The 22871-nt window shown below is 73.6% G+C and carries 22 protein-coding genes; 5 read left to right on the top strand and 17 right to left on the bottom strand.

Translation table 11 applies throughout. The features are described 5' to 3' along the window. Positions 1–3: 3 nt before the first annotated feature. Both ACIRPK_RS07465 and ACIRPK_RS07460 read right to left on the bottom strand, forming a co-directional pair. Entirely contained in the window at positions 4–483 is a 480-nt protein-coding gene (locus tag ACIRPK_RS07465) for a ricin-type beta-trefoil lectin domain protein (RefSeq protein ID WP_403034347.1), read from the bottom strand. A 231-nt stretch (positions 484–714) separates the two neighbouring features. Further along, entirely contained in the window at positions 715–3423 is a 2709-nt protein-coding gene (locus ACIRPK_RS07460) for an ATP-binding protein (protein WP_403034344.1), read from the bottom strand. 298 nt (positions 3424–3721) lie between these two features. On the opposite strand from ACIRPK_RS07460, the gene ACIRPK_RS07455 reads away from it, so the two are divergent. After that, complete coding sequence (locus tag ACIRPK_RS07455) at positions 3722–4132, top strand: hypothetical protein (protein WP_403034341.1); 411 nt, start codon at positions 3722–3724, stop codon at positions 4130–4132. Between the two features lie 157 nt (positions 4133–4289). Here ACIRPK_RS07455 and ACIRPK_RS07450 read toward each other — a convergent pair whose 3' ends face one another. Then, positions 4290–4628, bottom strand: a complete 339-nt coding sequence (locus ACIRPK_RS07450) for an RNA polymerase-binding protein RbpA (RefSeq protein WP_403034339.1) — start codon at positions 4626–4628, stop codon at positions 4290–4292. A 281-nt stretch (positions 4629–4909) separates the two neighbouring features. Between ACIRPK_RS07450 and ACIRPK_RS07445 the strand changes: the two genes are divergently transcribed. Continuing rightward, positions 4910–5380, top strand: a complete 471-nt coding sequence (locus ACIRPK_RS07445; protein ID WP_403034336.1) for a PH domain-containing protein — start codon at positions 4910–4912, stop codon at positions 5378–5380. Positions 5381–5552: 172 nt separating this feature from the next. Here the strand turns inward: ACIRPK_RS07445 and ACIRPK_RS07440 are convergent, their stop codons facing one another. The 12 genes from ACIRPK_RS07440 to ACIRPK_RS07385 form a co-directional block, all read right to left on the bottom strand. Further along, on the bottom strand, positions 5553–6815 hold the full coding sequence (locus tag ACIRPK_RS07440) for a type III PLP-dependent enzyme (protein WP_403034333.1): 1263 nt from the start codon (positions 6813–6815) through the stop codon (positions 5553–5555). 114 nt (positions 6816–6929) lie between these two features. Continuing rightward, positions 6930–7889 (bottom strand): alpha-ketoacid dehydrogenase subunit beta, encoded by a 960-nt coding sequence (locus ACIRPK_RS07435; RefSeq protein ID WP_403034331.1) that lies wholly within the window; start codon positions 7887–7889, stop codon positions 6930–6932. Then, entirely contained in the window at positions 7886–8872 is a 987-nt protein-coding gene (locus ACIRPK_RS07430; RefSeq protein ID WP_403034328.1) for a thiamine pyrophosphate-dependent dehydrogenase E1 component subunit alpha, read from the bottom strand. The genes ACIRPK_RS07435 and ACIRPK_RS07430 overlap by 4 nt, the downstream gene beginning before the upstream one ends. Further along, positions 8869–9783, bottom strand: a complete 915-nt coding sequence (locus ACIRPK_RS07425; protein WP_403034326.1) for a phytanoyl-CoA dioxygenase family protein — start codon at positions 9781–9783, stop codon at positions 8869–8871. The genes ACIRPK_RS07430 and ACIRPK_RS07425 overlap by 4 nt, the downstream gene beginning before the upstream one ends. 20 nt (positions 9784–9803) lie before the next feature. Next, positions 9804–10793, bottom strand: coding sequence for a 4-hydroxyphenylpyruvate dioxygenase (hppD, locus tag ACIRPK_RS07420; RefSeq protein WP_403034323.1), 990 nt, complete (start codon positions 10791–10793; stop codon positions 9804–9806). Positions 10794–10844: 51 nt separating this feature from the next. Beyond that, positions 10845–12122, bottom strand: coding sequence for a beta-ketoacyl-[acyl-carrier-protein] synthase family protein (locus tag ACIRPK_RS07415; RefSeq protein WP_403034320.1), 1278 nt, complete (start codon positions 12120–12122; stop codon positions 10845–10847). Further along, a complete protein-coding gene (locus ACIRPK_RS07410) occupies positions 12119–13738 on the bottom strand; it encodes a class I adenylate-forming enzyme family protein (RefSeq protein WP_403034317.1) in 1620 nt (539 codons plus the stop codon). The genes ACIRPK_RS07415 and ACIRPK_RS07410 overlap by 4 nt, the downstream gene beginning before the upstream one ends. 125 nt (positions 13739–13863) lie before the next feature. Further along, on the bottom strand, positions 13864–14394 hold the full coding sequence (locus ACIRPK_RS07405) for a beta-ketoacyl synthase N-terminal-like domain-containing protein (RefSeq protein WP_403034314.1): 531 nt from the start codon (positions 14392–14394) through the stop codon (positions 13864–13866). Continuing rightward, positions 14391–15503 carry a beta-ketoacyl-[acyl-carrier-protein] synthase family protein gene (locus tag ACIRPK_RS07400; RefSeq protein ID WP_403034311.1) on the bottom strand — a complete coding sequence of 371 codons (1113 nt, stop codon included), beginning with the start codon at positions 15501–15503 and terminating at the stop codon, positions 14391–14393. Before ACIRPK_RS07400 ends, ACIRPK_RS07405 begins: the two co-directional genes overlap by 4 nt. Next, positions 15500–15751, bottom strand: a complete 252-nt coding sequence (locus ACIRPK_RS07395) for an acyl carrier protein (RefSeq protein WP_403034308.1) — start codon at positions 15749–15751, stop codon at positions 15500–15502. Before ACIRPK_RS07395 ends, ACIRPK_RS07400 begins: the two co-directional genes overlap by 4 nt. Beyond that, complete coding sequence (locus ACIRPK_RS07390) at positions 15748–16023, bottom strand: acyl carrier protein (protein WP_403034305.1); 276 nt, start codon at positions 16021–16023, stop codon at positions 15748–15750. The genes ACIRPK_RS07395 and ACIRPK_RS07390 overlap by 4 nt, the downstream gene beginning before the upstream one ends. A 53-nt stretch (positions 16024–16076) precedes the next feature. Next, the gene (locus tag ACIRPK_RS07385; RefSeq protein WP_403034302.1) at positions 16077–17519 is read right to left on the bottom strand and encodes a class I adenylate-forming enzyme family protein; all 1443 of its coding nucleotides are present in this window, start codon (positions 17517–17519) and stop codon (positions 16077–16079) included. A gap of 177 nt (positions 17520–17696) precedes the next feature. On the opposite strand from ACIRPK_RS07385, the gene ACIRPK_RS07380 reads away from it, so the two are divergent. The 3 genes from ACIRPK_RS07380 to ACIRPK_RS07370 are packed head-to-tail and all read left to right on the top strand — an operon-like array spanning position 17697 to position 21043. After that, entirely contained in the window at positions 17697–18785 is a 1089-nt protein-coding gene (locus ACIRPK_RS07380; RefSeq protein WP_403034300.1) for an alpha-hydroxy acid oxidase, read from the top strand. Positions 18786–18815: 30 nt separating this feature from the next. Then, entirely contained in the window at positions 18816–19760 is a 945-nt protein-coding gene (locus tag ACIRPK_RS07375; RefSeq protein ID WP_403034297.1) for an alpha/beta hydrolase, read from the top strand. Then, entirely contained in the window at positions 19757–21043 is a 1287-nt protein-coding gene (locus ACIRPK_RS07370; protein ID WP_403034295.1) for a PLP-dependent aminotransferase family protein, read from the top strand. The genes ACIRPK_RS07375 and ACIRPK_RS07370 overlap by 4 nt, the downstream gene beginning before the upstream one ends. A 71-nt stretch (positions 21044–21114) precedes the next feature. Here the strand turns inward: ACIRPK_RS07370 and ACIRPK_RS07365 are convergent, their stop codons facing one another. After that, positions 21115–21879, bottom strand: a complete 765-nt coding sequence (locus tag ACIRPK_RS07365) for an ABC transporter permease (RefSeq protein WP_403034292.1) — start codon at positions 21877–21879, stop codon at positions 21115–21117. 20 nt (positions 21880–21899) lie between these two features. Then, complete coding sequence (locus ACIRPK_RS07360; RefSeq protein ID WP_403034289.1) at positions 21900–22853, bottom strand: ATP-binding cassette domain-containing protein; 954 nt, start codon at positions 22851–22853, stop codon at positions 21900–21902. Between the last annotated feature and the right edge of the window lie 18 nt (positions 22854–22871).

The raw sequence follows: 22871 nt of genomic DNA, 5'->3' as shown, positions 1-22871 counted from the left end.
GCCTCAGGCGTTGGCGAGGCTGATCTGGTCGTTGAAGACCACCCAGTGCTGGCCCTGGTCCTTGGGGTCACAGGGCTTGGTCGAGATGTTGGGGGTGCCCCAGGCGTTGGCGAGGCAGTAGGCCGGGGCGAAGGTGAGGGAGATCTGCTGGCCGGAGACGGTCCAGTACTGGCCCTGGTCCTTGGGGTTGCACGGCTTGGTGGAGACGTCGGGGGCGCTCCAGGTGTTGGCGAGGCAGTACGCCCGCGCGTTGGTGAGGGAGATCTGCTGGCCCGAGAGGGTCCAGTGCTGACCCTGGTCCTTGGCGTCGCACGGCTTGGTGGAGTCCTTCGGGGAATCCCAGGTGTTCGCCAGGCAGTACAGGCCGGGAGCGCGCAGGGACGGGTGGGTGGCGTCCGTGGCCCCCGCCCCGGTGGTCGGCAGGAAGGAGGCCGTCAGGGCCAGTGCGGCGACGGCAAGGGTCTTGCGGAGTGCGATTGCCATGGGTGGTCCGTCCTTGACTGTTGGCGTGCGATTCGCGCACGACCGTGAGGTGCTCTCCCGACTCGGCGCCGAGCACGTGCAATTGATAGCACCAACCATTCGTTGACGAACCGTTTCTGCGCGGCACGTTCATTCGAATGGGTGGTCCGATGCGCAAAGCCGAGGGACACGCCAGGGTTCCGGCGTGCCCGCCGGTGGACGGTCCCTCCGCCGACCCGGGCGCGGCGCCGGTCAGCCCGCCGGGGGAGCGGTGCGGGGTGGCCGGAGCGCGGCGAGCGCGGTGCGGGCCCGGGCTGACAGGCCGTCGGCGCCGCAGTCCAGGGCCAGCTTCAGGCCGAGCCCGAGCGACGTCTCCGCGTCGGCCGACCGGCCGGCCCCGGCGAGCGCCACCCCGAGGTCGACCAGGGCGAAGGCGTGCTCGTAGCGGGCGGGGGAACGTTCCAGGCGGCGGACGGCTTCCTCGAGCATCGTCACGGCGCGCGGCCCGTCTTCGACCGCCGCACCCAGCCGCAGGGCGCTGCCGACGGCCGAGTCGACGCCGGCCTGCTCGGCCCGGCGGACCGCCTCCGCCGCCAACCGACGTGCCCATTCCGGCTCCTGGGTGGCCACCGCGAGCGCCAGGTGTCCGGTCCAGGGCGCCCACACGGTGTTCCGCCAGCCCCGCGCGTCGAGCGCGGCCCCGCTCTCGGTCAGCGCCTCGGCGGCGGCGACCCGATCGCCTCGGGCCAGCAGCAGCCTGCCGTACAGCGTCGGGGCGTCGGGCAGCACCATCACCGTCGGGTAGGGCGGACCGAACGCGTGCTCCTGAGCGAGCTCCCACGCCTCGTCGGCCCGGCCACGGGCGAGCAGCGTGTCGGCGAGCACCCCCACGGCGAACCACTGCAACGGGATGCCCGGGGCGATCCGCCCGGCGGCCCGCAGGGCGCGCCGCAGACAGTCCTCCGCCTCGACGAGCCGACCGCACCGGAACCGGAGCAGCCCCAGCAGGAAGTACGCGAAGCCCAGGTGACCGCCGCTCCACCCGGCCACTTCGTACGCCAGGACCGCCTCCTCGAACAGTGCCTCCGCCCGGTCGATCCGGTCGGCGTACAGGTAGGAGATGCCGAGGACGCCCGGCAGTTCGAAGCCCCAGGTGGTGTTCGTCCAGCCGAGCTCCGGCGGCAGCCTGCCGTCCTGGAGGGCGGACTCGGCCAGGGCGATCGCCTCGGTGACGTCCGTACCCCGCAAGGTGAGGTCCCAGCAGCGCAGGACCGCCACCGCGCCGCTCAGGCCGCTGTCGGCGGTGAGCCCGCGGCCGAACTCCGCGAGCCGACGGGAGCGGCCCGGGCCGTCGGCGTCCTCCCGCCGGAAGACCGCGAACATGAAGTGCGCGACCTCCAGCCGGAGTCGGCCGACCCCGGGGGCCGTGCGGACCGCCTCCTCGGCACACACCTCGGCGGCCTCGCCCAACCGGTTGCTGTGGGCCAGCGCCTGGGCGAGCCGGAAGGTCGCGTCCACCCGGAGCTCCGGACCCAGCCCGTGCTTCTCGTTCAGGGCCAGGCGCAGCTGGTTCACCGTGGTGGCCGGGTTGGTGAGCAGGGCCGAGCAGCCGAGCTCGTACAGCACCCGGGCACGGTCCCGGTCGTCCGGCGGCTCGCTCAGCGCGCGTTGCAGGCACCGCTGCGCAGCTTCCGGCGCGCCGATGGCCAGGTGCTCGGCCGCTGCCGTCCGCAGCTTGTGCACCGTCTCGTGGTCCCCGTCCGGGACGGTCTCCAGCAGGTGGCGGGAGGCGGCGAGCAGGCCCAGGCCGGCGTTCTCGACCTCGGTGGCGGCGACGCCGTGCATGCCGGTCCGGGTGCCGGTCGGCATCGACTGGTAGACCGAGGTCGCGATGAGGGGGTGGACGAACTCGAGCCGGCCCTCCGAGGTGCTGGTCAGCACCCGGTGCCTGCGCAGTTCCCGGACGGACTCGGCGGCCGCCCCTGGGCCCTGGGCGGCGATGCCGGCCGCGAGCTCCGGCGGGATGTCGGTGCCGATCATCGAGGCCGCCCAGGCGAACCGCAGGGTGCTCGGCCCGAGCTTGTCCAGCCAGTGCCGGAGCGTCATGCCCCGGGCTGCGGAGGCCAGTTCACGTAAGTGTTCGGCGTTCTCCTCGACCGGGTCGAGCCGCTGGTCGTGCACCTCCCGCAGCAGGGCGGCGGTCTCGTACGGGTTGCCGCCGGTGACGGCCCACACCTGGCGGCAGAAGCCCTCCGCCGCCGTGTCCCCGAGCGAGCCGCGGACCAGGCTCGCCACCGAGGCGGGCTGGAGCGGGCGCAGCTCGTGGCGCCGGTCGGCCCGGCCGACGACGTTCTGACGGAACGCCAGCGTCTCGTCGGGGAACTCGTCCCGGCACGCGAACACCAGGAGTACCGGCAACTCCCGCGCGCGGACGGCGAATGCCGTCAGCCACTGGAGCGACTCCAGGTCCGCCCAGTGCAGGTCGTCGACGATCACCGCCAACGGCCCCCGGCGCCGGACCACCTGGGTGAGCACGAAGTCGAGGCCGTCCCTGACCCCCTGCGGGTCGAGCTGCCCGGCCGGCGGCAGCAGTCCGACGGCCGGACCGACGATGTCGAACCACCGCCCGAAGACCTGTTGTCGCTCTGCTTCGTCCAGCGCCGCCGCCACCGGCTGCAGGAGTTGGCGCACCACGTGGAAGGGCTCGTTCCGCTGCTGCTCGCCGCCGCGGGCGAAGAGCACCGTGCAGCCCTCCCGCTTCGCCAGCCGGCGCACCTCGGTGAGCACGGCGGTCTTGCCGAGACCGGCCGGGCCGAGGTAGAGCAGCAGTTCACCGATCCCCGCGCCGTCGGCGTCTCGGCAGAGGGCGTCGACCGCCTCGGCTGCCGAGCGGATCTCCTCCCCGCGCTCGTGCAGGTGCGGCGCGATCGGCCGGTCACCCGGATCCCCCTGCTCGGCCACCGCTGTCCTTCCGGCTCGCTGCCCCCGTGCGTCTGCGGTCGAGGCTAGTGCCGGACAGGCGGTGGCGGTGTGGCTTTGCATACGCCCGATACCGCCGCCTTCCTCGGCGGGCGGCTGGCTCCGGCGACGATCCCGGTGAGCGAGCGGAGCGACGCTTTTCCGCCGAGGTCCCGCGCCGGCGCGGCAGTCGACTCGGGACGACGCTCCTTCGGTGCTGCTGACCCGTAGTCAAAGGATCTTGGTCGTTGCTATCGTGCCTGCGGCAGATCCGGGCAAGGGATGTAGGAGACGGAGGCTCATGCGCACGTCACAGCGGGCGGCGGCCCTCGCGTTCAGCGCTCTGGGCATAGCCGCGGGGATGGTGTCCGTGGCCGGTCCGGCCGAAGCGGCCACGACGCCGAGTGGTGCCTGCGGCAGCGGCTACTACCAGATCGACCACCATGCCCTCGGCTCGGTGGCCGACGTCTACCTGTTCTACAACGGTTCGAGCAACTGCGCCGTCACCTGGGTGCGGAGCCCGAACGGGACCAGGACGTACGACCTGCGGGTGCACATCGAGCGGAAGAGCGACCTGAACGAGGCCTCCGACGGCGGCTACTACAAGTTCTACGCGGGCCCGGCCAAGCTCGGTGCGGCGAACACCTGCATCTCGTGGGGCGGCTTCGCGGAGGGCATCAGCTGGTCGTCCGACTGGGAGCACTGCGGCTGATCGGTGCACCTTGGAAGCCCGGGGCGGGGGGGGGGGGCCGGGGGGGCCCCCCCCCCCCGGGGGGCGGGGGGGGGGGGGGGCGGCCCGGGGCCCCCCCCCCGCCCTCGTGGCGTCGGGACCTACCCGAGGTGGCACCACGGGTGCGGCGGTCCGGCGGTCAGAACGTGCCGCGGAGCTTGGCCAGCGCCTCGTCCAGGAGGGCTTCGCCGTCCTGGCGGGTGCGGCGTTGGAGCACGTAACCGAAATGTGTCTTGAAGGGCGTGCTGCCGGGGGCCGCCGGGGTGTTGTCGGGGTCGGTGCCGGCGGGCAGGCCGCACCGGGTGCAGTCCCACACCTGCGGGATCTCGGCGCCGGTCGCGAAGCTGGGTTGGGTGCGGTGGCCGTTGCCGCACCAGAACGACACCGCAGTACGGGGCGCCAGATCACCACGCTCGGATTCGCCCATCGGGCCCGAGCCGATCCGCGCACCTCTGATTCCGCCACGCCCCTGTGCCACGTTCGCTCTCCTTCGCCACCATGCCCACCCCTCCGGACACCCGGCAAGGAAGCCCCAGCGTACGTCCCCCCACCGGCGCAGTGGACCACCAGTACCACCGAGGAGGCCCGCACCCCGCCGGCCGGGCGGACGGGAGGCGGTCGGGGGTGCCGTCCGGACGGCGGGTTCGAGCCAATTCTCCGCCGATTCGGGGCACGTACGCGGTCGAGAACTAGCCTGGAGGGTCGGTCTGCGGATGCGGGCGGCACCGCAGGGGACGAGCGAGCCGTGGGGGAACGGGCATGGGTCATGAGTCGCGTACGTACCGTTTGAAGGTCGGCCGGATGTGGTACCTGCTGGTGCTGGCGAGCGGGCCGTTCGTCGGTGTGCTGCTGGCGTTGGCGACGGCTGGCACCCGGCTGGTCTGGCTGGAACTGCTGCTCTGGGGGCTCTTCCTCGGCAGCGTCGGGTGGTTGGGGTACGCGCTCCGGCGAGGGGGGACTTTCGCCGACGCCCGGGGAATCGAGATCCGCGGCTACTTCCGTCGTACTCGCTTCGCCTGGACGGACATTCGGGACATCCAGGCCCGCCCCAACCCCGCGGCCGCCCGCAACCGGATGGCTCCGGCCCACTTCGTGGACATCCACGGCCACGACGGCAAGCGCAGGCAGCTGCCCTGGGTCGACAGCGCCCATGTGGACGTCGCCCGCGAAGTCGCCGCGCTGCGCGCGCTCCGGGAACGGAACCGCGAGACCCCGGACCCGGCGAGCTAGGGGCTGTCGGCAGACTCCCGTGTGCTCCACGGCGTCTGGTGTGTGCTCTCGCCGCGCCGGACGAAAGCCCAGGTACGAGGCAGTACGAGGGCTCCCGTCCAGCACGCCGAGAGCACGCACCGGACGCCGCAGGGCTGCCCTCCGGGCGACGACGGGAGTTCGACCACAGGCCCTAGGACGCGGACACTGCGGCCACCGGCGGCGAACCGGCAGTGGCTGCTCGGACGGCCGCCGGTGCCGGTCCGGCCGGGAGCACCGTGTACGGCAGCGGGTCGAAGCCGTTGAAGCCCTGGGTGAGGTAGCTGACCGCGTACGCGCCGCTGGAGAGGATCCAGACCGGGTCGCCGGAGGCCACCGCGCGGGGCACCGACACCCGGCCGGTCGCGGGCCCGTGCGGGTACGCGTCGTCGCTGTCGCAGGTCGGGCCCGCCACCACGGCCGGGACGTACTCCGGGTCGGAGTGGGTCGGGAAGACCAGCCGGTACTGCAACTGGTCCATCTCGTACAGCCCGTTGAACTTTCCGCAGCTCAGGTAGAGCCAGTGCTGGCGCTCACCCTCCGGTTGCTGACGGGACGTCAGCCGGTAGACGTGTGCCCGGATCGCGCCTTCGTCGGCGACCAGGTGGCGACCGGGCTCCAGGACGAAGTCCAGCTGGCCGCCGTGCAGGTGGCGCAGTTGGTCGACGCCCTGGCGGACCACCTGGAAGATCTCGTCCAACGGCGGGTCGAGGGCGATGCCGTGCCGGTCGACGTACCCCAGGGCGGGCAGGCCGCCACCGAGGTTGACGTGGTCGAGCCTGATCCCGTGCCGGTCGAGCTCGACCAGCACCTCGCCGAGCAGCTCGAAGGCCGCCAGCCAGGCCTTGGCGGTCAGCTGCTGCGAGCCGACGTGCACCGAGAGGCCGGCGGGTGTCAGCCCCGCCGCCCGGGCGGCCGCCAGCACCTGGACGGCGTCCGCCGCCGAGCAGCCGAACTTGCGGCTCAGGCCCCAGAGCGCGCCCTCGCCGCTGGTGGCGAGGCGGCAGAACACCCGGGAGCCCGGGGCGTGTTCGGCGATCGCGGCGACGTCGGAGAGGCTGTCTGTGGCGAAGTCCCGGATGCCCAGGCGGTACGCCTCGGCGATGCCCTGGTCCGACTTGACGGTGTTGCCGTAGTGCACCCGGCCGACCGGTACGCCGGTGCGCAGGGCCTGGGCGATCTCGTGCGGGCTGGCGGCGTCGAAACCGGCTCCGAGTGCACACAGTTCGGCCAGCACCTCGTCCACCGGGCAGGCCTTCATGGCGAACCGGACGTCGATGCCCGGCAGTTCGTCCAGCAGGGCGGCGTAGCGGCGGGCGATGCCGGCCAGATCGTAGAAGATCCGGTCGTCGGTGGACGCTGCGAGGGCGGAGCGCAGGGCAGGGGCGAGGGAGCCGAGCTCGGCTGTCCGGTTCACCGGGCCGGGTCCGGGCGGGCGGTGGCGGCTCGGTGGAGGTGCGGGCGGTCCGTCGGCATGGGGTCACTCCCAGGGCGGGCGTCGTGAGGGCGTGGTGGGCAGCTGCGCAGGGCGTCACTTCATGACGGCGCGCAGGGCGTTGCGCAGCTGGTCGCGCTGTGGTTGCAGGGCGCGGTCGAGCTGCGCGGCGAACGGCAGCACGGTGCCGTCCGGTCGGGTGATCCGCCGGGGCGGGGCGACCAGACGCATCTCCTCGGCCGCGGTGGCGAGGACTTCGGCGCCGATGCCGCAGCTCCGGTTGGAGTCGTCGATGACGACCAGGCGTCCGGTGCGTTCCAGGGAGGCGGCCAGGGCCGTCCAGTCGAAGGGGTGCAGGGTGCGCGGGTCGAACACCTCGACGGAGATCTCCGGGGCGAGTTCCTCGGCGACGGCCAGTGCGTCGTGGACGAGATGGCCGACGGCCACCACGGTGACGTCGGTGCCCTCGCGGTGGATGCGGGCCGAGCCGAGCGGGATCGGTGCGAGCTCCCAGGTGACGGTCTCGCGCACCGCCAGGGCGGCGGCGGGGGCGAACACGACCACCGGGTCCGGGTCCGCGATCGCCGAGCGCAGCAGCCCGTAGGCGTCGGTCGGGGTGGCGGGCACGACGGTCTTCATCCCGGCGTGCGCGAAGAGGCTGTACGGGTGGTCGGAGTGCTGCCCGGCCCAGCCGTCCCGGGAGCCGGAGCCCGGCACCAGACAGGTGAGCGGGACGCCGGTCTGACCGCCGGTCATCAGCGAGAACTTGTGGGCCTGGTTGACGAGTTGCTCGAAGACGAGGAAGAGCAGCGAGGGGATCTGGAACTCGATCACCGGCCGCCGTCCGGTCAGGGCCGCGCCGATCGCCATCGAGGTGAAGGCCTGCTCGGAGAGCGGGGTGTCGACGATCCGGCCGGGGCCGAAGCGGTCCAGCAGGTTGAGGGTGGGTCCGGCCAGGCCGGCGCCGATGTCCTCGCCGAAGACGCAGACCGCCGGGTCCTCCGTGAGGGCGTCGGTGAGCGCCCGGTTGAGCGCCTTGGTGTAGGAGAGCCTCATATCGTCGACCCCGCTCTCGGGCGCAGGCCGTCGGCGTAGAGGTACTCCGAGGCGCCTGCCGGATCGGGGAGTTCGGAGGCGAGGGCGAACTGCTCGGCAGCGGCCAGCTGTTCGGCGACCGAGGCGTCCAGCGCCGCGGCCAGGCCGTCCGGCAGCAGCGCGGCGGCACGCGGCAGCGGGTCGTGCCCGCGCCGGTCGGCGATCTCCTCCGGGGTGCGGTAGTGCAGTTTCAGCAGCCGTTCCATGGTGTGGTGCCCCTCGAAGCGGTAGGTGTGGCACTCGAGGAAGCTCGGGCCACCGCCGGCACCGGCCCGGGTCACGGCCTCGGCGGCCGCCGCTCGGACCGCCTCGGTGTCCATCCCGTCGACCTCGGCGGCCGGGATCCCGAACGCCGCCGCCCGGCCGGTGGCGCTGCCGGCCACCGCCGTGGCGGCCGGCAACGTGGTGGCGTACCCGTTGTTCTCGCAGACGAACAGCACCGGCAGGCGCCACATCGCGGCCAGGTTGAAGGACTCCAGCAGGACGCCCTGGTTGAGGGCGCCGTCGCCGAAGAACGCGACGGCGACCCGGTCCTCACCGGCCTGCCGGGCGGACCAGGCGGCGCCGGCGGCGATCGCGCCGCCGGCACCGACCATCCCGTTGGCGCCCAGGATGCCGAGTGAGAAGTCGGCGGCGTGCATCGAGCCGCCCCGGCCCCGGTTCAACCCGGTTGTGCGGCCGAGGAGTTCGGCCAGCAGCCGGGCCGGGTCCGCGCCCTTGGCGAGCACGTGGCCGTGGCCCCGGTGGGTGGAGGTGATCCGGTCCTGCGGACGCAGCGCGGAGCAGACTCCGACGGCCACGGCCTCCTGCCCGATGTACGGGTGGATGCCGCCGACGATCGCCCCGGACTTGACCAGGCCGAGCGCGAGTTCCTCGAAGCCCCGGATCAGCCGCAGCATCCGGTAGCGCCCGGCGGGGGAGCCCAGATCGGCGGAGTCGGTCACCGGGTTCCCCGCCAGATGACCGGGCAGATCTCCGGGTCCGCGTAGTCCGGCCGGCCGTCGGCGGTGCGACGGACCACCGCGTCGTGGTTGTACGAGGCCGGGCTGCCGTCGGGGCGGGTGGCGTGGCGGTACTCGTTGGCGCCGTCCTGGAGGTGCAGCGAGATCGCCCGGCGCGGGGTGTCGGCCAGGTTGGCGCCGCTGCCGTGGTAGGTGCGGCAGTGGTGGAAACTGACGTGCCCGCGCGGGATGACCACCGGGACCTTGCGCACCTCCTGGCCGTTGTGGTGCGCGTTGGCGGTGAGGATCGACTCCAGCTCGGAGCGGTCGCGCTGGGCGAAGTGCCGGGTGGCGTCCTCCCCGGAGGGGAGCTCCTCCCAGCGGTTGCTGCCGTCGACCATGGTGATGGTGCCGTTCTCCACCCCGCAGTCGTGGAAGGGGATGAAGGCGGTCAGCATGTCGTCCGAGGACGAGGTGTGCCAGTAGTGCTTGTCGAAGTGCCACGGCACCTGGTTGGACGGCTCCTCGGGCACCGGCGGCTTGAAGATGAGGGTCGACTGGAAGACCCGGATCTCCCCGGTCCCGGCGAGCAGCGCGGCGACGGCGCCGACCAGCGGCTTGCGCAGGATCGCGGCGATCGCGTCGCTCTCGTAGTGCACGTAGTCGTTGTGCCGCTGGACCGGTCCCTGGGAGGGGTCCCAGGCGGCCAGGTTCGGCGGACGGACGGCGAGGGTGCGGTCGCGGTGCCCCTCGTAGTACTTGTCGGTGGCCGCCTGGAGGGTGTCCAGCTCCTCGTCGGTGAACAGCCGGTGGGAGAGGTACCAGCCGTGCTCGCGGTAGCCGGCGACCTCCTCGGGCGTGGGCAGCAGGGCGTGCTCGGCCTCGGTCAGGACGAACTCGGTTGCGGTGGTCATGGGGTGTTCCTCCTCGGAGATCAGACGGAAGCGGCGGCGCGCTGGCGCTCGACGGCCTCGTAGAGGGCCTTGATGTTGGCGGTGCCGAAGGTGCCCGCACCCTGACGCTCGATCAGCTCCAGGAAGAAGGTCCGCCGGGGGTGGGTCGAGCGGGCGAAGATCTGGAACAGCTGGCCGCCGTGGTCCTGGTCGACCAGGACGTCCAGTTCGCGCAGCGTCTCCACCGGGATCGCGGTGCCGCCGAGCCGCTCGGCCAGGCCGTCGTAGTAGGCGCCGGGGGTGTTGAGGAACTCGACGCCGCGCGACCCGGCGGTGCGGACGGCGGCCGCGATGTCGTCGGTGCGCAGCGCCAGGTGCTGGACGCCCGCGCCGTCGTGGTCGGCGAGGAAGCGGTCGATCTGGCCGGCCCGGCGACTGGTGTCCGGCTCGATCAGGGTGAAGGTGACGTCCCCGGAGGGGCTCTGCACCACGCTGGAGTCCATCGCCTGCTCGCCGACCTCGATGTACTCGCCGAAGATCCGGTGGAAGCCGAGCGCGGCCTCGCAGAACCGTACGGCGTCCGCGAGTTGACCGGCGGGGACGCAGATGGCGGCGTGGTCGAGGGCGTCCAGCAGCTCGCCGCCGGTGCGGGTCGGCGGGTCCTGCAGCGGGACGAAGCGCAGCGCGGTGTCGCCGAAGCCGGCGATCAGCCCGCCGGCCCGGTCCAGCACCACGGCGCCGTGCCGCTCGGCCCGCTCCAGCGCGGCCTGCGGGTCGGTGCAGCCGAGCGCCAGCGCGGCGACGCCGTCGCCGTGCCGCTCGACGTAGCGGGCCACCGGATGATCGGTGTTCTCGCTGGAGTGGAGCCGCAGCCGGATGGTGCCCTGGTGGAGGTGGACGGTCTGCACCGCGGGCTTCCAGGCGGGCTGGTCGGCATCGCGCAGGAAGCCGTAACCGGTCTGGAGCTCGGCGGCGGTCTGCGCGGCGTTCGCGCAGTGGTACTCGACATGGGTGATCGTCTGGATGGACAACTTAGCTCCTGGCAGAAGGAGTTGAGAGCAGCGGAAACGGGCGCCGGCGGCCTACCTGACGGCGCGGGTGGGCGTCGGCCCGAAGATCAGGCTGGTGTTGTGGCCGCCGAACGCGAAGGCGTTGCTCAGTGCGGCCCGGAGCTCGACGGGCCGGGCGGTGCCGCGGACGTGGTCCAGGGCGCACGCCGGGTCGGGCTGGTCCAGGTTGAGGGTGGGCGGGAGCAGGCCGCGGGCCACGGCCAGGACGGTGACGGCGGCCTCCACCGCTCCGGCCGCGCCCAGCAGGTGGCCGGTGGCGCCCTTGGTGGAGCTGACGGCGGGCTGCGCCGAGCCGAACACCGCGTTCAGCGCGGCCGATTCGGCGACGTCGCCGAGCTTGGTGCCGGTGCCGTGCGCGTTCACGTAGCCGATGTCGGACGCGGCCAGGCCGGCGCTGGCGAGCGCGGTGCGCATGGCGTCGGCCGCGCCCTCGCCGTCCGGGCGGGGCATGGTCGGGTGGTGGGCGTCGGTGGTCGACCCCCAGCCGATCAGCTCGGCGTACCCGCCCGCACCCCGGGCGTCCGCGTGCTCGGCGCTCTCCAGCACCAGGACGGCGCTGCCCTCGCCCAGCACGAATCCGTTGCGGCGAAGGTCGAACGGCCGGCTCGCCTGCGCCGGGTCGTCCCACCCCTGGGCCAGCGCACGGGCGTTGGTGAAGGCCGCGGCGATGGTCGGATGCAGCGAGGACTCGGTCCCGCCGCACACCACCACGTCCGCGTCGCCGGCCCGGATCAGCCGCAGCCCCTCGGCCACCGCCTGGGCGCCGGCCGCGCAGGCGGTCACGATCGCGCTGCTGTAGCCCCGGATCCCGTGCTTGATCGCCACCCGGGCGGTCGCCATGTTGGAGAGCATGCCCGGCAGCAGGTACGGGCTGACGGCGGGTCGGCCGCGTTCCAGCCGTCGGTGCGACTGCTGCTCGAAGGTCTCCAGACCGCCGCCCCCGGTGGCCAGCACCACGGCGGTGCGCCGGGCGTCGACGTCGCGGCCGACCACGATCCCGGCGTCGGCCAGCGCGTCGTCCGCGGCGGCCAGGGCCAGCAGCACGAAGCGGTCCACGCAGCGGGTCTCGGTCGGCGGCAGCACCTCGCGGCCGTCGATGTGCGGGGCGATCCCGGCGGCGGGCAGCCAACCGTGCGCGGCGTGGCCCTCGGGCACGGCGACGATTCCGCCGCGGCCGGAGGTCAGCGCCTCGAAGACCTCGGCGGGCTTGCGGCCCAGCGGGGTCACCAGGCCCATCCCGGTGACGACGGCGCCCGGACGGCTCGCGGGCCTGCTCGCGGTCGCGGTCATCGGCCGGCCACCGAGGCGAGGTAGCGCTCGCGCAGCAGGACCTTGCGGACCTTGCCGGTCGGGCCGAGCGGGATGTCCTGCTCGCCGACCACCAGGACCGAGCGGACGGTGGCGGCAGTGTGCTCGTCGAGCGCGGCGACCACGTCCGCGGTGCGGTCGGCGGCCGGGTCGGCGCCGTCCGCGAGGCGCAGCAGCACGTCGGTGACCACCCGGCCGCCGTCCTTCACCGCGACGACCGTGCAGTCCAGGACGCCGGGGACGCGGGCCAGTACCCGCTCCTCCGACATCGCGGTGTACAGCCGCCTGCCGTCGCCCAGGTCGACCGAGTCGACCAGGCGGTCGACGTGGTAGTAGAAGCCCTCCTCGTCCCGGTACATCAGGTCGCCGGTGAGGAACCGGCCGCGCAGCCGGGTGCGGTAGGTGGTGACCGAGTCGTTCCAGTAGCCGAGGGCCAGGGTCGGGGAGGCGGTGGCGAGTTCGCCGACCTCGCCGGGGCCGAGCGGCTCGCCGTCCGGGCCGACCACCTCGCAGTCCACGAAGGTGTGCGGGCGGCCGACGCAGCGGCCGTACTTCTCGGTGCCGGGGGCGTGGGTGATGAAGAAGTGCGAGTGGCCCATCTCGGTGGAGCCCAGACCGTCGACGAACACCGAGCCCGCCTCGCGGCCGCGGCCCTGGCGGGTGACGGTTTCGCGCGAGCCGGTGGCGATCAGCCGGCGGATGTGCGCCTCGTGCGCGCAGTCCCCGGTGTTCCACCAGAACGACACGGTGTCGAGCTTGCGGGCGGCCAGGTCGTGGTGGGCCATCTCGGCCCAGGTGGCGGCGAAACCGATCACCCCGCGCGGCTGCCAGCTCTCGATGACGTCCAGCAGTCCGGCGCCGGACTGCCGGGAGAGCAGGGCGAGTTCACTGTGCTCGGTGAGGGCGAAGTTCACCGCGATGAGGGTGGCCGCGTGCGGTGCGGGCAGCGCGCTCAGCATCCGGTCCGAGCCCTGCGGGCGGGGCAGCGTGGCACGGTGGCGGATCGCCGCGTACAGGCTGTCGTGCGAGTGCACCACGGCCTTGGGCATTCCGGTGGTGCCGGAGGAGTGGGTGATCGCCACTGGGTCGCCGCCCCAGTGCCGGTACGGCTCGGGCGCCGCGTCCGGGTCGCCGGAGCCGAGCTCGGCGGCGTCGGCGAGCACCGGGGCCACCGGGTCGTGCCCGGCCAGCTCGGCGCGGTGCTCGGGGTCGGTCAGGATGCCGACCGCACCGAGGCGGGCGATGTAGCGGGCCGCGCGCTCGCCCTCCACCTTGGGGTTGAGCAGCGCCGGGATCGCGCCGAGCCGGGTGAGGGCCAGGAAGGACAGGACGTGGTCGGCGGCGGCGGTCGCGTACACCACCACCGGGTCCCGCCGGCCGATCCCGAGGGCGTGCAGCGCGGCCGCCCTGGCCCGGACGGCACGGTCGACCTCGCGCAGGGTGAAGGGCTCCCAGGCGGGACGGTCGTCCACCGCCGTGTCGAAGGTCAGCAGCGGGTCGTCGAGACCGATGCCCAGGGCGATTCGGCTGGTCAGCACGTTTCCTGCGCCGACGTCCGGGTCGCCCGCCAGGAGACTGCGGATGCTGCGGGTGCTCACGGTGATGGATCCCTCCCATGGTGCTGGCCATGCGGGTGCGGTGCGCGGCCTCTGGGACGCGTACGGATGGGTGTCTGGTGGGTGCGCGGCTGCGCGGTGACGGGGTGCGCCGGTGCGGCGCGCGGTCAGGCGGAGGTGACCAGGACGGCGGTGCCGTGGTCGGTGCTCCCGGGCCGTTCGGCCTGCTCCGCGGCGATGACCAGGACCTGGTCGGCGTCGCCGTCCGCGAGCAGCAGAGCGGCCAACTCCAGTGCGTCCGCCGGGATCTGGCCGGGTTCGGCGGCGTGCCGCGGGCTGATGGCGACGACCGGGCCGGTCAGCCCCCAGCGGGCGGCGAGGTGCCCGAGGACCGCGTTGGGGTTGGACTGGAAGAACAGCAGCGGCGGCATCCGGCGCCCGGAGGCGGCGGCGGTCTCGATGGCCAGTGCGGTGGCGCGGTCGCCGCTCGCGCTGGCGAGCAGCAGCCCCGTGCGGTCTCCGCCGCCCGCCCGGTCCGGGTCGCGGTGCCGGGTGAGGCAGAGTTCGGCGACGGCCGCGACCAGTGGGTTGAAGGTGGAGGCCGCGAAGCCGGGCAGCGGGGGCAGCTCGGCGGGGCCCTGCGGTGGCGGCCAGGTCGCGGTGGCGAGGGTGCGCAGTGCGTTCGGCGGTCCGGTCATGCGGCGGCCACCAGGAGTGCGGTGTTGGCGCCGCCGAACGCCGAGTTGAGACTGAGGGCGTAGCGGGGGCGGTCCGGGCGCGATCCCGCCAGGACGAGGTTCAGGCCGATCTCCGGGTCGGGGCCCAGCCAGCCGGCGTTGACCGGGAGCCGCCCGCTCTCCAACGCCGCGATGGTGACGACGAGTTCGAGCAGTGCGGAGGCTTCCAGGGCGTGGCCGTGGACGGACTTGCTGGAGCTGACGGGGAGTCCGGCCAGGGCGTCGCCGAACACCTCGCGCAGCGCCCGTGCCTCGGCCAGGTCGGACAGCGGCGAACCGGTGCCGTTGGCGTTGACGTAGCCCACTTCTGACGGGGCGACGCCTGCCCGGCCCAGCGCGGACCGGGCGGCGCGGGCCACGCCCTCGCCGTCGGGCCGTGGCCGGCAGACGTGATGGGCGTCGCCGGACCGGCCCCACCCGGCCAGCCGGGCCAGCGTGGTGGCGCCGCGCCGTTCGGCGGCCGTGTCCGCTTCGATCACCACGGCCACCGCGGCGTCGCCGAGCACGGTGCCGGTCCGTCCGCTGCTGAACGGCCGCAGCTCCCCGTCGCGGGCCAGTGCCCGGCCCGCGTCGAAGGCCGCGAAGACGCCCGGCTCCACCAGATGGCCGGCCGCGACCAGCACCCGGGGGTACCGGCCGGAGGCGACCAGGGCGGCGGCGTCGGCCACCGCGGTGGCGGCCGCCACGCAGGCACCGGTGTAGACCCGGGTCACCCCGGGCAGGCCGAGGGCGGCGGAACCCTTGGTGACGGCCTCGGCCACCTCGCCGGTGCGCAGATCGCTGTGCAGGGCGAGCAGCAGCGGGGTCTCACCGGGCCCGGTGGGCAGGCCGGCCTGCCCACACGCGTCGGCGACGGCGCCGAGCACGGCCCGGGCGAGCGGCGGCGGGTCGGCCAGCAGGGCGGCCCGCCGGGTGCCGCGCCGACCGACGTCGAAGCGGGTCACCTCGGTGAAACCGGCCGTGCCGTGCACGGTCGCGGCCGCCAGCGCGGCGAGCCCCGGGCCGAAGGCACTGAGCACTCCGAGGCCGGTGAACACCGGCCGGACGGCCGGCGGTGCACTGGTGCTCATGACCGGGCGACCCCGGCGGCGAGTACGGCTCCGCGCAGCACCGCGACGGCGTCGTCCACCGTGCGGACGGCCTCGAACTGCTCGTCGGAGAGGTCCAGCTCGATCCCGTAGCGCTGCTCGAACTCAACGGTCAGCCAAGTGAGTTCGAGAGAACCAAGGGCCTCGGGGACGCTGTCCGCGGCGCGCTGCCCGAACGCCGCCAGCATCTCCACGACCTCGGCCCGGTCCGGCAGTACGGGCGTACTCACGCGGGGCTGCCGGCGGCGGTCGGGGCGGCGGCGACCCGTCGGGCCACGTCGGCGGTGAACTGGTCCAGGGTCATCAGTGCGGTGGTCTCCATCTCGTCGAGGTCGAACTTGACCCCGAACTCGTCCTCGACCTGCACCGACAGGTCGGCGAGTGCCAGCGACTCGAGGTCGAGGCCGGCCGGGCCGAGGTCGGTGTCGCCGGTGACCTCGGAGACGTCGTAGTTCATCTCGGCGAGGGCCGCGAGGACGAACTCGTGGATGCGCTCCTGCATGGTGGTGCTCCTCGTGCTGTGTCGGGGTTCGGTGCGGTGGTGCGGGCTTCGGGTCAGCGTGCGGGCGCGGCAGCCGCACCTGCGGCGGCGCGCAGGGCGGCCGTGTCGCGCAGGAGCTTGCCGGTGGCGGTGCGGGGCAGCGCCGGGAGGAACGAGAGCTCTCTGGGCCGCTTGTAGGAGGCCAGTTCGCGGGCCAGCGCGGCGCGGACGGCGGCGGGGTCGGCGCCGTCCACGGTGGCCAGGTAGGCCCCGATGGCGCCGTCCTCGAAGACCACCACGGCCTCGCGGACCTCCGGCAGGGCCGCGAGGGTCTGCTCGACCTCGGTGAGGTCGACCTTGAGGCCGCCGATCGAGACCTGGGAGTCGCGTCGGCCGAGCACGGTGACCCGGCGGTCCTGCGGGTCGACCCGGCCGGCGTCCCTGGTGTGCAGCCAGCCGTCCGACCAGCGGGTGCGGTCGGCCAGGCCGGGGTACGGGGAGGCGGCCATCGCGATGTGCAGTTCGCCGCCGTCCTCGCGCAGGTCCATGCCGTGCACCGGTGCGGCCTGCGGGTGCAGCGTGCCGTCGAGGTCGGTGGCGATGACCCCGAGTTCGGTCATGCCGTACATGGTGCCCAGGGGCACGCCGTACCGGGCGGTGAAGGCGGCGGGCAGGCCCGGGCGGACCAGCTCACCGGCGACGATCATCCGGCGCAGCTGCGGAAGCGCCGGGGGAGCGGTGGCGCCGGCCAGCAGCTCGGCGTGGAACGGGACGCCGATCACGGTGGTCGGCCGGTCGTCCTCGGCGATGGTGGCGAGAATGCCCGCCGTCGTCATCCGCTCGGGGACGGTCAGGGGCACCCGGGCGTGCAGGCTGTTGAGCAACCCGCCGACCAGCCCCAGGACATGGACGACCGAGGAGAGCAGCACGACCCGCTCCCCGGCCTTGGGGAACAGCTCCAGCCGCCGGTAGCAGTCCAGCTCGCGCAGCAGGTCGGCGGCCGTGCGGGCGATCACCTTGGCCGGGCCGGTCGACCCCGAACTCAGCTGCAGCAGGGCGTGGCCGGTCGCCGCCGGGCGGCCGCCCGGCAGCGCCACCGGCACGGGGTCGGTCTCGGCGAAGCCGCGCAGCGACGCCGCAGGGCGGTGGGCCGACTCCACCAGGACCTGGGGTGCCAGCCGTTCGACGGCGAGCCCGACCTCGTGGGCGGTGAGGCGGTGGTCCAGCAGGACGGCCTGGGCGCCGAGCTGCCAGCAGGCGAGCAGCGCGGCGGTGTAGCCGAGCGAGGGCGCCAGCCGCAGCGCGGCCGTGCCGCCGGCCGACAGGCCGGCGGCGGTCAGCCGCTCGGCCTGCTCGGCGACGAGGGCGCGCAGGGTGGCGCGGTCCACGGGGGCTCCGAAGCGCAGGCACTCCTGCTCATCGGGGCCGGCCAGCAGGAAGCGATCCACCCAGTCGTGCGGGGTCTCGGTACTCGGGGCCCCGGCCAGCAGGGGAAGAAGGGAGGAAGAGCCGGTCAACGCTACTCCACGAAGGGGAGGTTGGATGGACATCGTTCACAATCAACGGGTTCGGTTCGACTCCTGACGATTGCACAGACGATCGAGCGAAAGCAAGGTCTAGACCATTGAGCGCTCGGCCTCCTACGCTGCCGAGCCGGAGCGGGCCCGCGCGAGGTCTGCCCGGAAAGGCAGCCCGTGGAACCACTTGAGCTGGCGGACGTCGAACGCGCGGCCCGCGCCCGACTCCCCGCCGAAATCTGGGATTTCGTCCAGGGCGGGAGCGGTGCCGAACGGACCCTCGCCGCCAACCGCGCCCAGTTCGGACACTGCCGCCTGCGCCCGCGCACCCTGGTCGACGTCTCCGCCACCGACCAGGGCCTCACCCTGCTCGGGAGCCGTCTGGAGACCCCGATCGGCATCGCGCCGATGGCCTATCACCAGCTGTACGACCCCGAGGGCGAGACCGCCACCGCCCGTGCGGCAGGCCGGTCGGGGGCGCTCCTGGTGGCCGGGATCTTCGCCAGCCGGACGCTGGAATCCATCGCCGACGCCGCCACCGGACCGCTCTGGCTCCAGCTGTACTGGCTGCGCCGCCGCGACGCGCTGGCCGCCGTGATCGAACGGGCCGAGGCGGCCGGCTACCGCGCCCTGGTGCTGACCGTGGACGCCCCCCGGATCGGCCGCAGACTGCGCGACGCCCGCAACGGCTTCGCCGTCCCCGCGCACATCCGCGCCGTGAACCTGGACCAGGACCTGATGGCCGCCAGCCACCGGGCCGGCGAGGGGAGTTCCGGCATCGCCGACCATGCCAGGGAGCAGTTCGACCCCACCCTGACCTGGGACGATCTGTCCTGGCTGCGCGAGCGCAGCAGCCTGCCGATCGTCCTCAAGGGCATCCTGACCGCCGAGGACGCCCGGCTGGCCGCCGAGCACGGTGTCGACGCCGTCGTGGTCTCCAACCACGGCGGCCGCCAACTCGACGCTGCCCTGGCGACCCTCTCAGCTCTGCCCGAAGTGGTCGCCGCGGTACCGCCGAAGCTGCCCGTTCTGCTGGACGGCGGTGTCCGGACGGGCACAGATGTTGCCCTCGCGATCGCCCTCGGCGCCCGGGCCGTCCTGATCGGCCGCCCGGTCCTGTGGGGCCTGGCCGCCGACGGCGAGGACGGCGTCGCCCGGGTCCTCGACCTCCTGAAGACCGAACTCGACGACACCATGGCCCTGCTGGGCCGACCCCGGCTGGCCGATCTCGACCACACCGCGGTCACCCGGCCGACCGGCCACTGAAATCCGCCCCACCGATTCCCTGGACACCCCTTGCCACTGCACCCCCAGGCCGAGGCGCTGCGCAGGCAGCGCGCCGCCGCCGGTACGCCCCCGCTCTACTCCCTCTCCACGGCCGAGGCCCGCGCCGCGGACCTCGCCGACATCCAGGCCGGGTCCGGCCGTCCGGAACCGGTGGGCGCCGTCGAGGAGTTGACCGTCCCCGGCCCCGGCGGACCGCTGCCCCTGCGGCTCTACCGCCCCGCCCCGGACACCGTCCCGGACGGTCCGCTGCCCGCCGTGCTGTACCTGTTCGGCGGCGGCTGGACCCTCGGCTCCCTGGACACCGGCGACGCGATCTGCCGCCGGCTCACCAACGCGGTCGGCTGCGTGACCGTCGCGGCCGGCTACCGGCTCGCGCCCGAGCATCCGTTCCCGGCCGCCGTCCACGACGTCGCCGCGGCCGCCGCCTGGACCGCCGCCCACGCCGCCGAACTGGGCATCGACCCCGACCGGCTGGCCGTGGCCGGCGACAGCGCGGGCGGCAACCTGGCCGCCGCGCTCGCCCTGCTCGCCCGCGACCGGGGCGGCCCGGCCCTGCGCCACCAGCTGCTGGTCTACCCCAACACCGACCACGGCGCCGACACCCCGTCGGCGCGCGAGCACGACGACCCGCTGCTGTTCAACCGCCGCTCGGTGGACTGGTACTGGTCCCACTACCTGGCCGACCCGGCGGACGGCGCCGACCCACTGGCCTCCCCGCTGCGCGCCGACGACCTGTCGGGCCTGCCGCCCGCCACTGTGATCACCGCCGAGTACGACCCGCTGCGCGACGAGGGCGAGCTGTACGCCGAGGCCCTGCGCGCCGCCGGCGTCCCGGTGGAGGGCCGCCGCTACCAGGGCATGCCGCACGGCTTCTTCGCGATGGCCGGAGTGCTGGACGACGGCCGCGAGGCCCAGGAGTACGCCGCCCGGCGGCTGCGCGAGGCGCTCGCATGAGCGCGCACCTGTCGTTGGGCGAGCTGCACGGCTCGCTCTCCGATCCGCTGCTGGACGCGATGACCTTCCTCAACGAGGTCACCGAGCGCTACCCGGACGCACTCTCCTTCGCGCCCGGCCGCCCGCACGAGGGCTTCTTCGAGACCGACCGGGTGTCCGAGTACCTGGACGCCTACCTGGACCACCTGCGCGGGCGCGGCCTGACGGAGCAGCAGGTGCGCACCGCGCTGTTCCAGTACGGCCCCACCAAGGGCATCATCGCCGACCTGATCGCCCGCACGCTGGCCAACGACGAGGGTCTCACCGTCGATCCGGCCTCGGTGGTGGTCACCGTGGGCGCCCAGGAGGGCATGCTGCTGGTGCTGCGTGCGCTCTGCGCCGGCCCCGAGGACGTGCTGCTGGTCAGTTCGCCCTGCTACGTCGGGGTGACCGGCGCGGCCCGGCTGCTGGACATCGCCACCGTGCCGGTCCCCGAAGGCGACCTCGCCGCGCTGACCGCCGCCGCGCAGCGGCTGCGCGGCGAGGGCCGGCGGCCCCGCGCGCTCTACGTGGTGCCCGACTTCGCCAACCCCTCGGGCACCAGCATGTCCGTCGAGGACCGCGCCCGGCTGCTGGACACGGCAGCGGAGGAGGGGCTGCTGGTGATCGAGGACAACCCCTACGGCTTCTTCGCCCGCGAGCCCGGCGAACGGCCCACCCTGAAGGCCCTGGACCGCCACCGTCAGGTGGTCTACCTCGGCTCCTTCGCCAAGACCTGCTTCCCCGGCGCCCGGCTCGGCTACGTGGTCGCCGACCAGGAGGTCCGCGCACCGGACGGCCGCACCAGCCTGCTGGCCGACCAGCTGGCCAAGCTGAAGAGCATGACCACCGTCAACACCCCCGCACTCAGCCAGGCGGTGATCGGCGGCATGCTGCTCGGCAACGACTGCCGGCTGCGGGACGCCAACGTGCCCGCCCGCGCCCACTACGCGGCCAACCTCACCGTGCTGCTGAGGGAGTTGGAACGCCACTTCCCGGCCGCCGAGCGGGCCCGCCTCGGTCTGTCCTGGAACGAGCCGGAAGGCGGCTTCTTCGCCGTGCTCGACGTGCCGTTCACCGCCGACGAGGCGGCTATGGAACGCTGCGCCCGTGACCACGGGGTGCTCTGGACCCCGATGGCCCCGTTCTACCCGGCGGGCGGCGGTGAGCGCCGGCTGCGGCTCTCGATCAGCGCCCTGAGCGAGCGTCAGATCGAGGCGGGCGTGGCCCGGCTGGCCGACTTCGTCCGGGCGAACGCAGGCTGACGGGCACGCGGAAGAGGGGGCCTGGTTCTCACCAGGCCCCCTCTTCCGCGTGCCCGTCAGGCGGCGGTCCGCTACCGGATCCGGGACGAGAACAGCCGGGCCGACCACCAGACCGCCCCGGTCGTCAGCACCGCGACGACCAGCAGCCCCTGCCAGACCATGCTGTCGCCGGCGTTCCCGGAGAACAGTGCGCGCATCCCCTCCACCGCCCAGTAGAAGGGGTTCCACTCGGCCACCGACCGCAGCCACAGCGGCGCCAGCGCCAGGGGCAGCAGCGTCCCGGAGAGCAGGGCGATCGGCTGGGCGAGCGTGTTCACCACCGGCGCCATCGCGGCGTCGTTGGGCAACATCAGCGCGATGCCGTACGAGATGGCCGAGGTCATCAGCGCCAGCAGGCCGAGCAGCAGGTAGGCCAGCAGCAGGTTGAGCGGGCCGACCCGCAGGCCGAACGGGAGCGCGAGCAGGGTGATGATGACCGCCTGGGCCAGCAGCGCCACCACCTCGCGCAGCGCCCGCCCCAGCAGCAGGGCGAAGCGGCTGACCGGGGTCACCCGGGAGCGCTCGATGATGCCGGCCTTCAGCTCGCCGAGCAGGCTGAAGCCGGTGTACAGGCCGCCGAAGATGCAGAGCACCGCCAACAGGCCGGGGACGTAGATCTGGTAGACCTCGGCATAGGTGGTGGCACCCATGGGCTCGAGCGGCTTCTTGAGCAGCGGGGCGAACAGCAGCAGGTAGAAAACCGGCTGGACCACCCCGACGACGAGCCAGATCGGTGTACGCCACATCAGCAGCAACTGCCGCTGGAAGACCAGCCAGGTGTCACGGGCGAGCTTCACGGAAAGGACCCCAGGGATTGTCAGGACTGTTCGATGGAGCGGCCGGTGCGGGCCAGGAACACGTCGTCCAGGCTCGGCCGTTGGAGCTGGACGCTCCCGGGGACGACGCCCGCCCCGTCCAGCACGCGCAGCAGCTGCGGAATGGCCGCGGCGCCGTCGTGCACGTAGAGCCGCAGACCGTCCTCGCCCGGCTCCAGCCGGTGCAGGCCGGGCTGGGCACGGAGGGCGTCGGCTGCGGGGCCGATCTCGTCGGCGGCGACTCCGAGCAGGAGGACGTCGCCGGAGATCTCCCGCTTGAGTTCCTCGGGCGTGCCCTCGGCGACGACCTGGCCGTGGTCGACGATCGCGACCCGGTCGCAGAGCGCGTCGGCCTCGTCCAGGTAGTGGGTGGTCACCACCACCGTCATGCCCTCGGTGCGCAGCCGCTTGATCTCGGTCCACACCTGGCTGCGGCTGGCCGGGTCGAGGCCCACCGTCGGCTCGTCGAGGAACAGCACCTGTGGGGCGTGGATCACCCCGAGGGCGATGTCCACCCGGCGGCGCTGACCGCCGGAGTAGGTGCTGCAGGGACGGTCGGCGAACTCGGTGAGGTCGAACGCCTTGAGGGCGTCCTCGGCCTGCCGGTGGGCCTCGGCCTTGCTGCTGCCGTACATCCTGGCCTGCAGCACCAGTTCCTCACGGCCGCTCACCGTGTCGGCGGTGCCGCCGCCCTGGGCGACGTAGCCGATCCGGCGGCGGACCCCGGCCGGATCGGCCAGCAGGTCGGCGCCGGCGATCAGGGCTTCGCCGCCGTCCGGGCGGATGAGGGTGGCGAGCATGCGCAGGGTGGTCGTCTTCCCGGCGCCGTTGGGGCCGAGGAAGCCGAAGATCTCACTTGCTTTGACGTTCAGGTCGATGCCGCGGACGGCATCGACGACGGTCTGACCGCGTCTTCCGGACGGATAGGACTTACGAAGTCCTTTGGTCTCGATCAACCAGAACTCCCGGGCTGA

Source organism: Kitasatospora sp. NPDC101801, assembly GCF_044766665.1.
Taxonomy (GTDB): Bacteria; Actinomycetota; Actinomycetes; order Streptomycetales; family Streptomycetaceae; genus Kitasatospora.
This window is presented reverse-complemented; position numbering and strand designations above follow the sequence as displayed.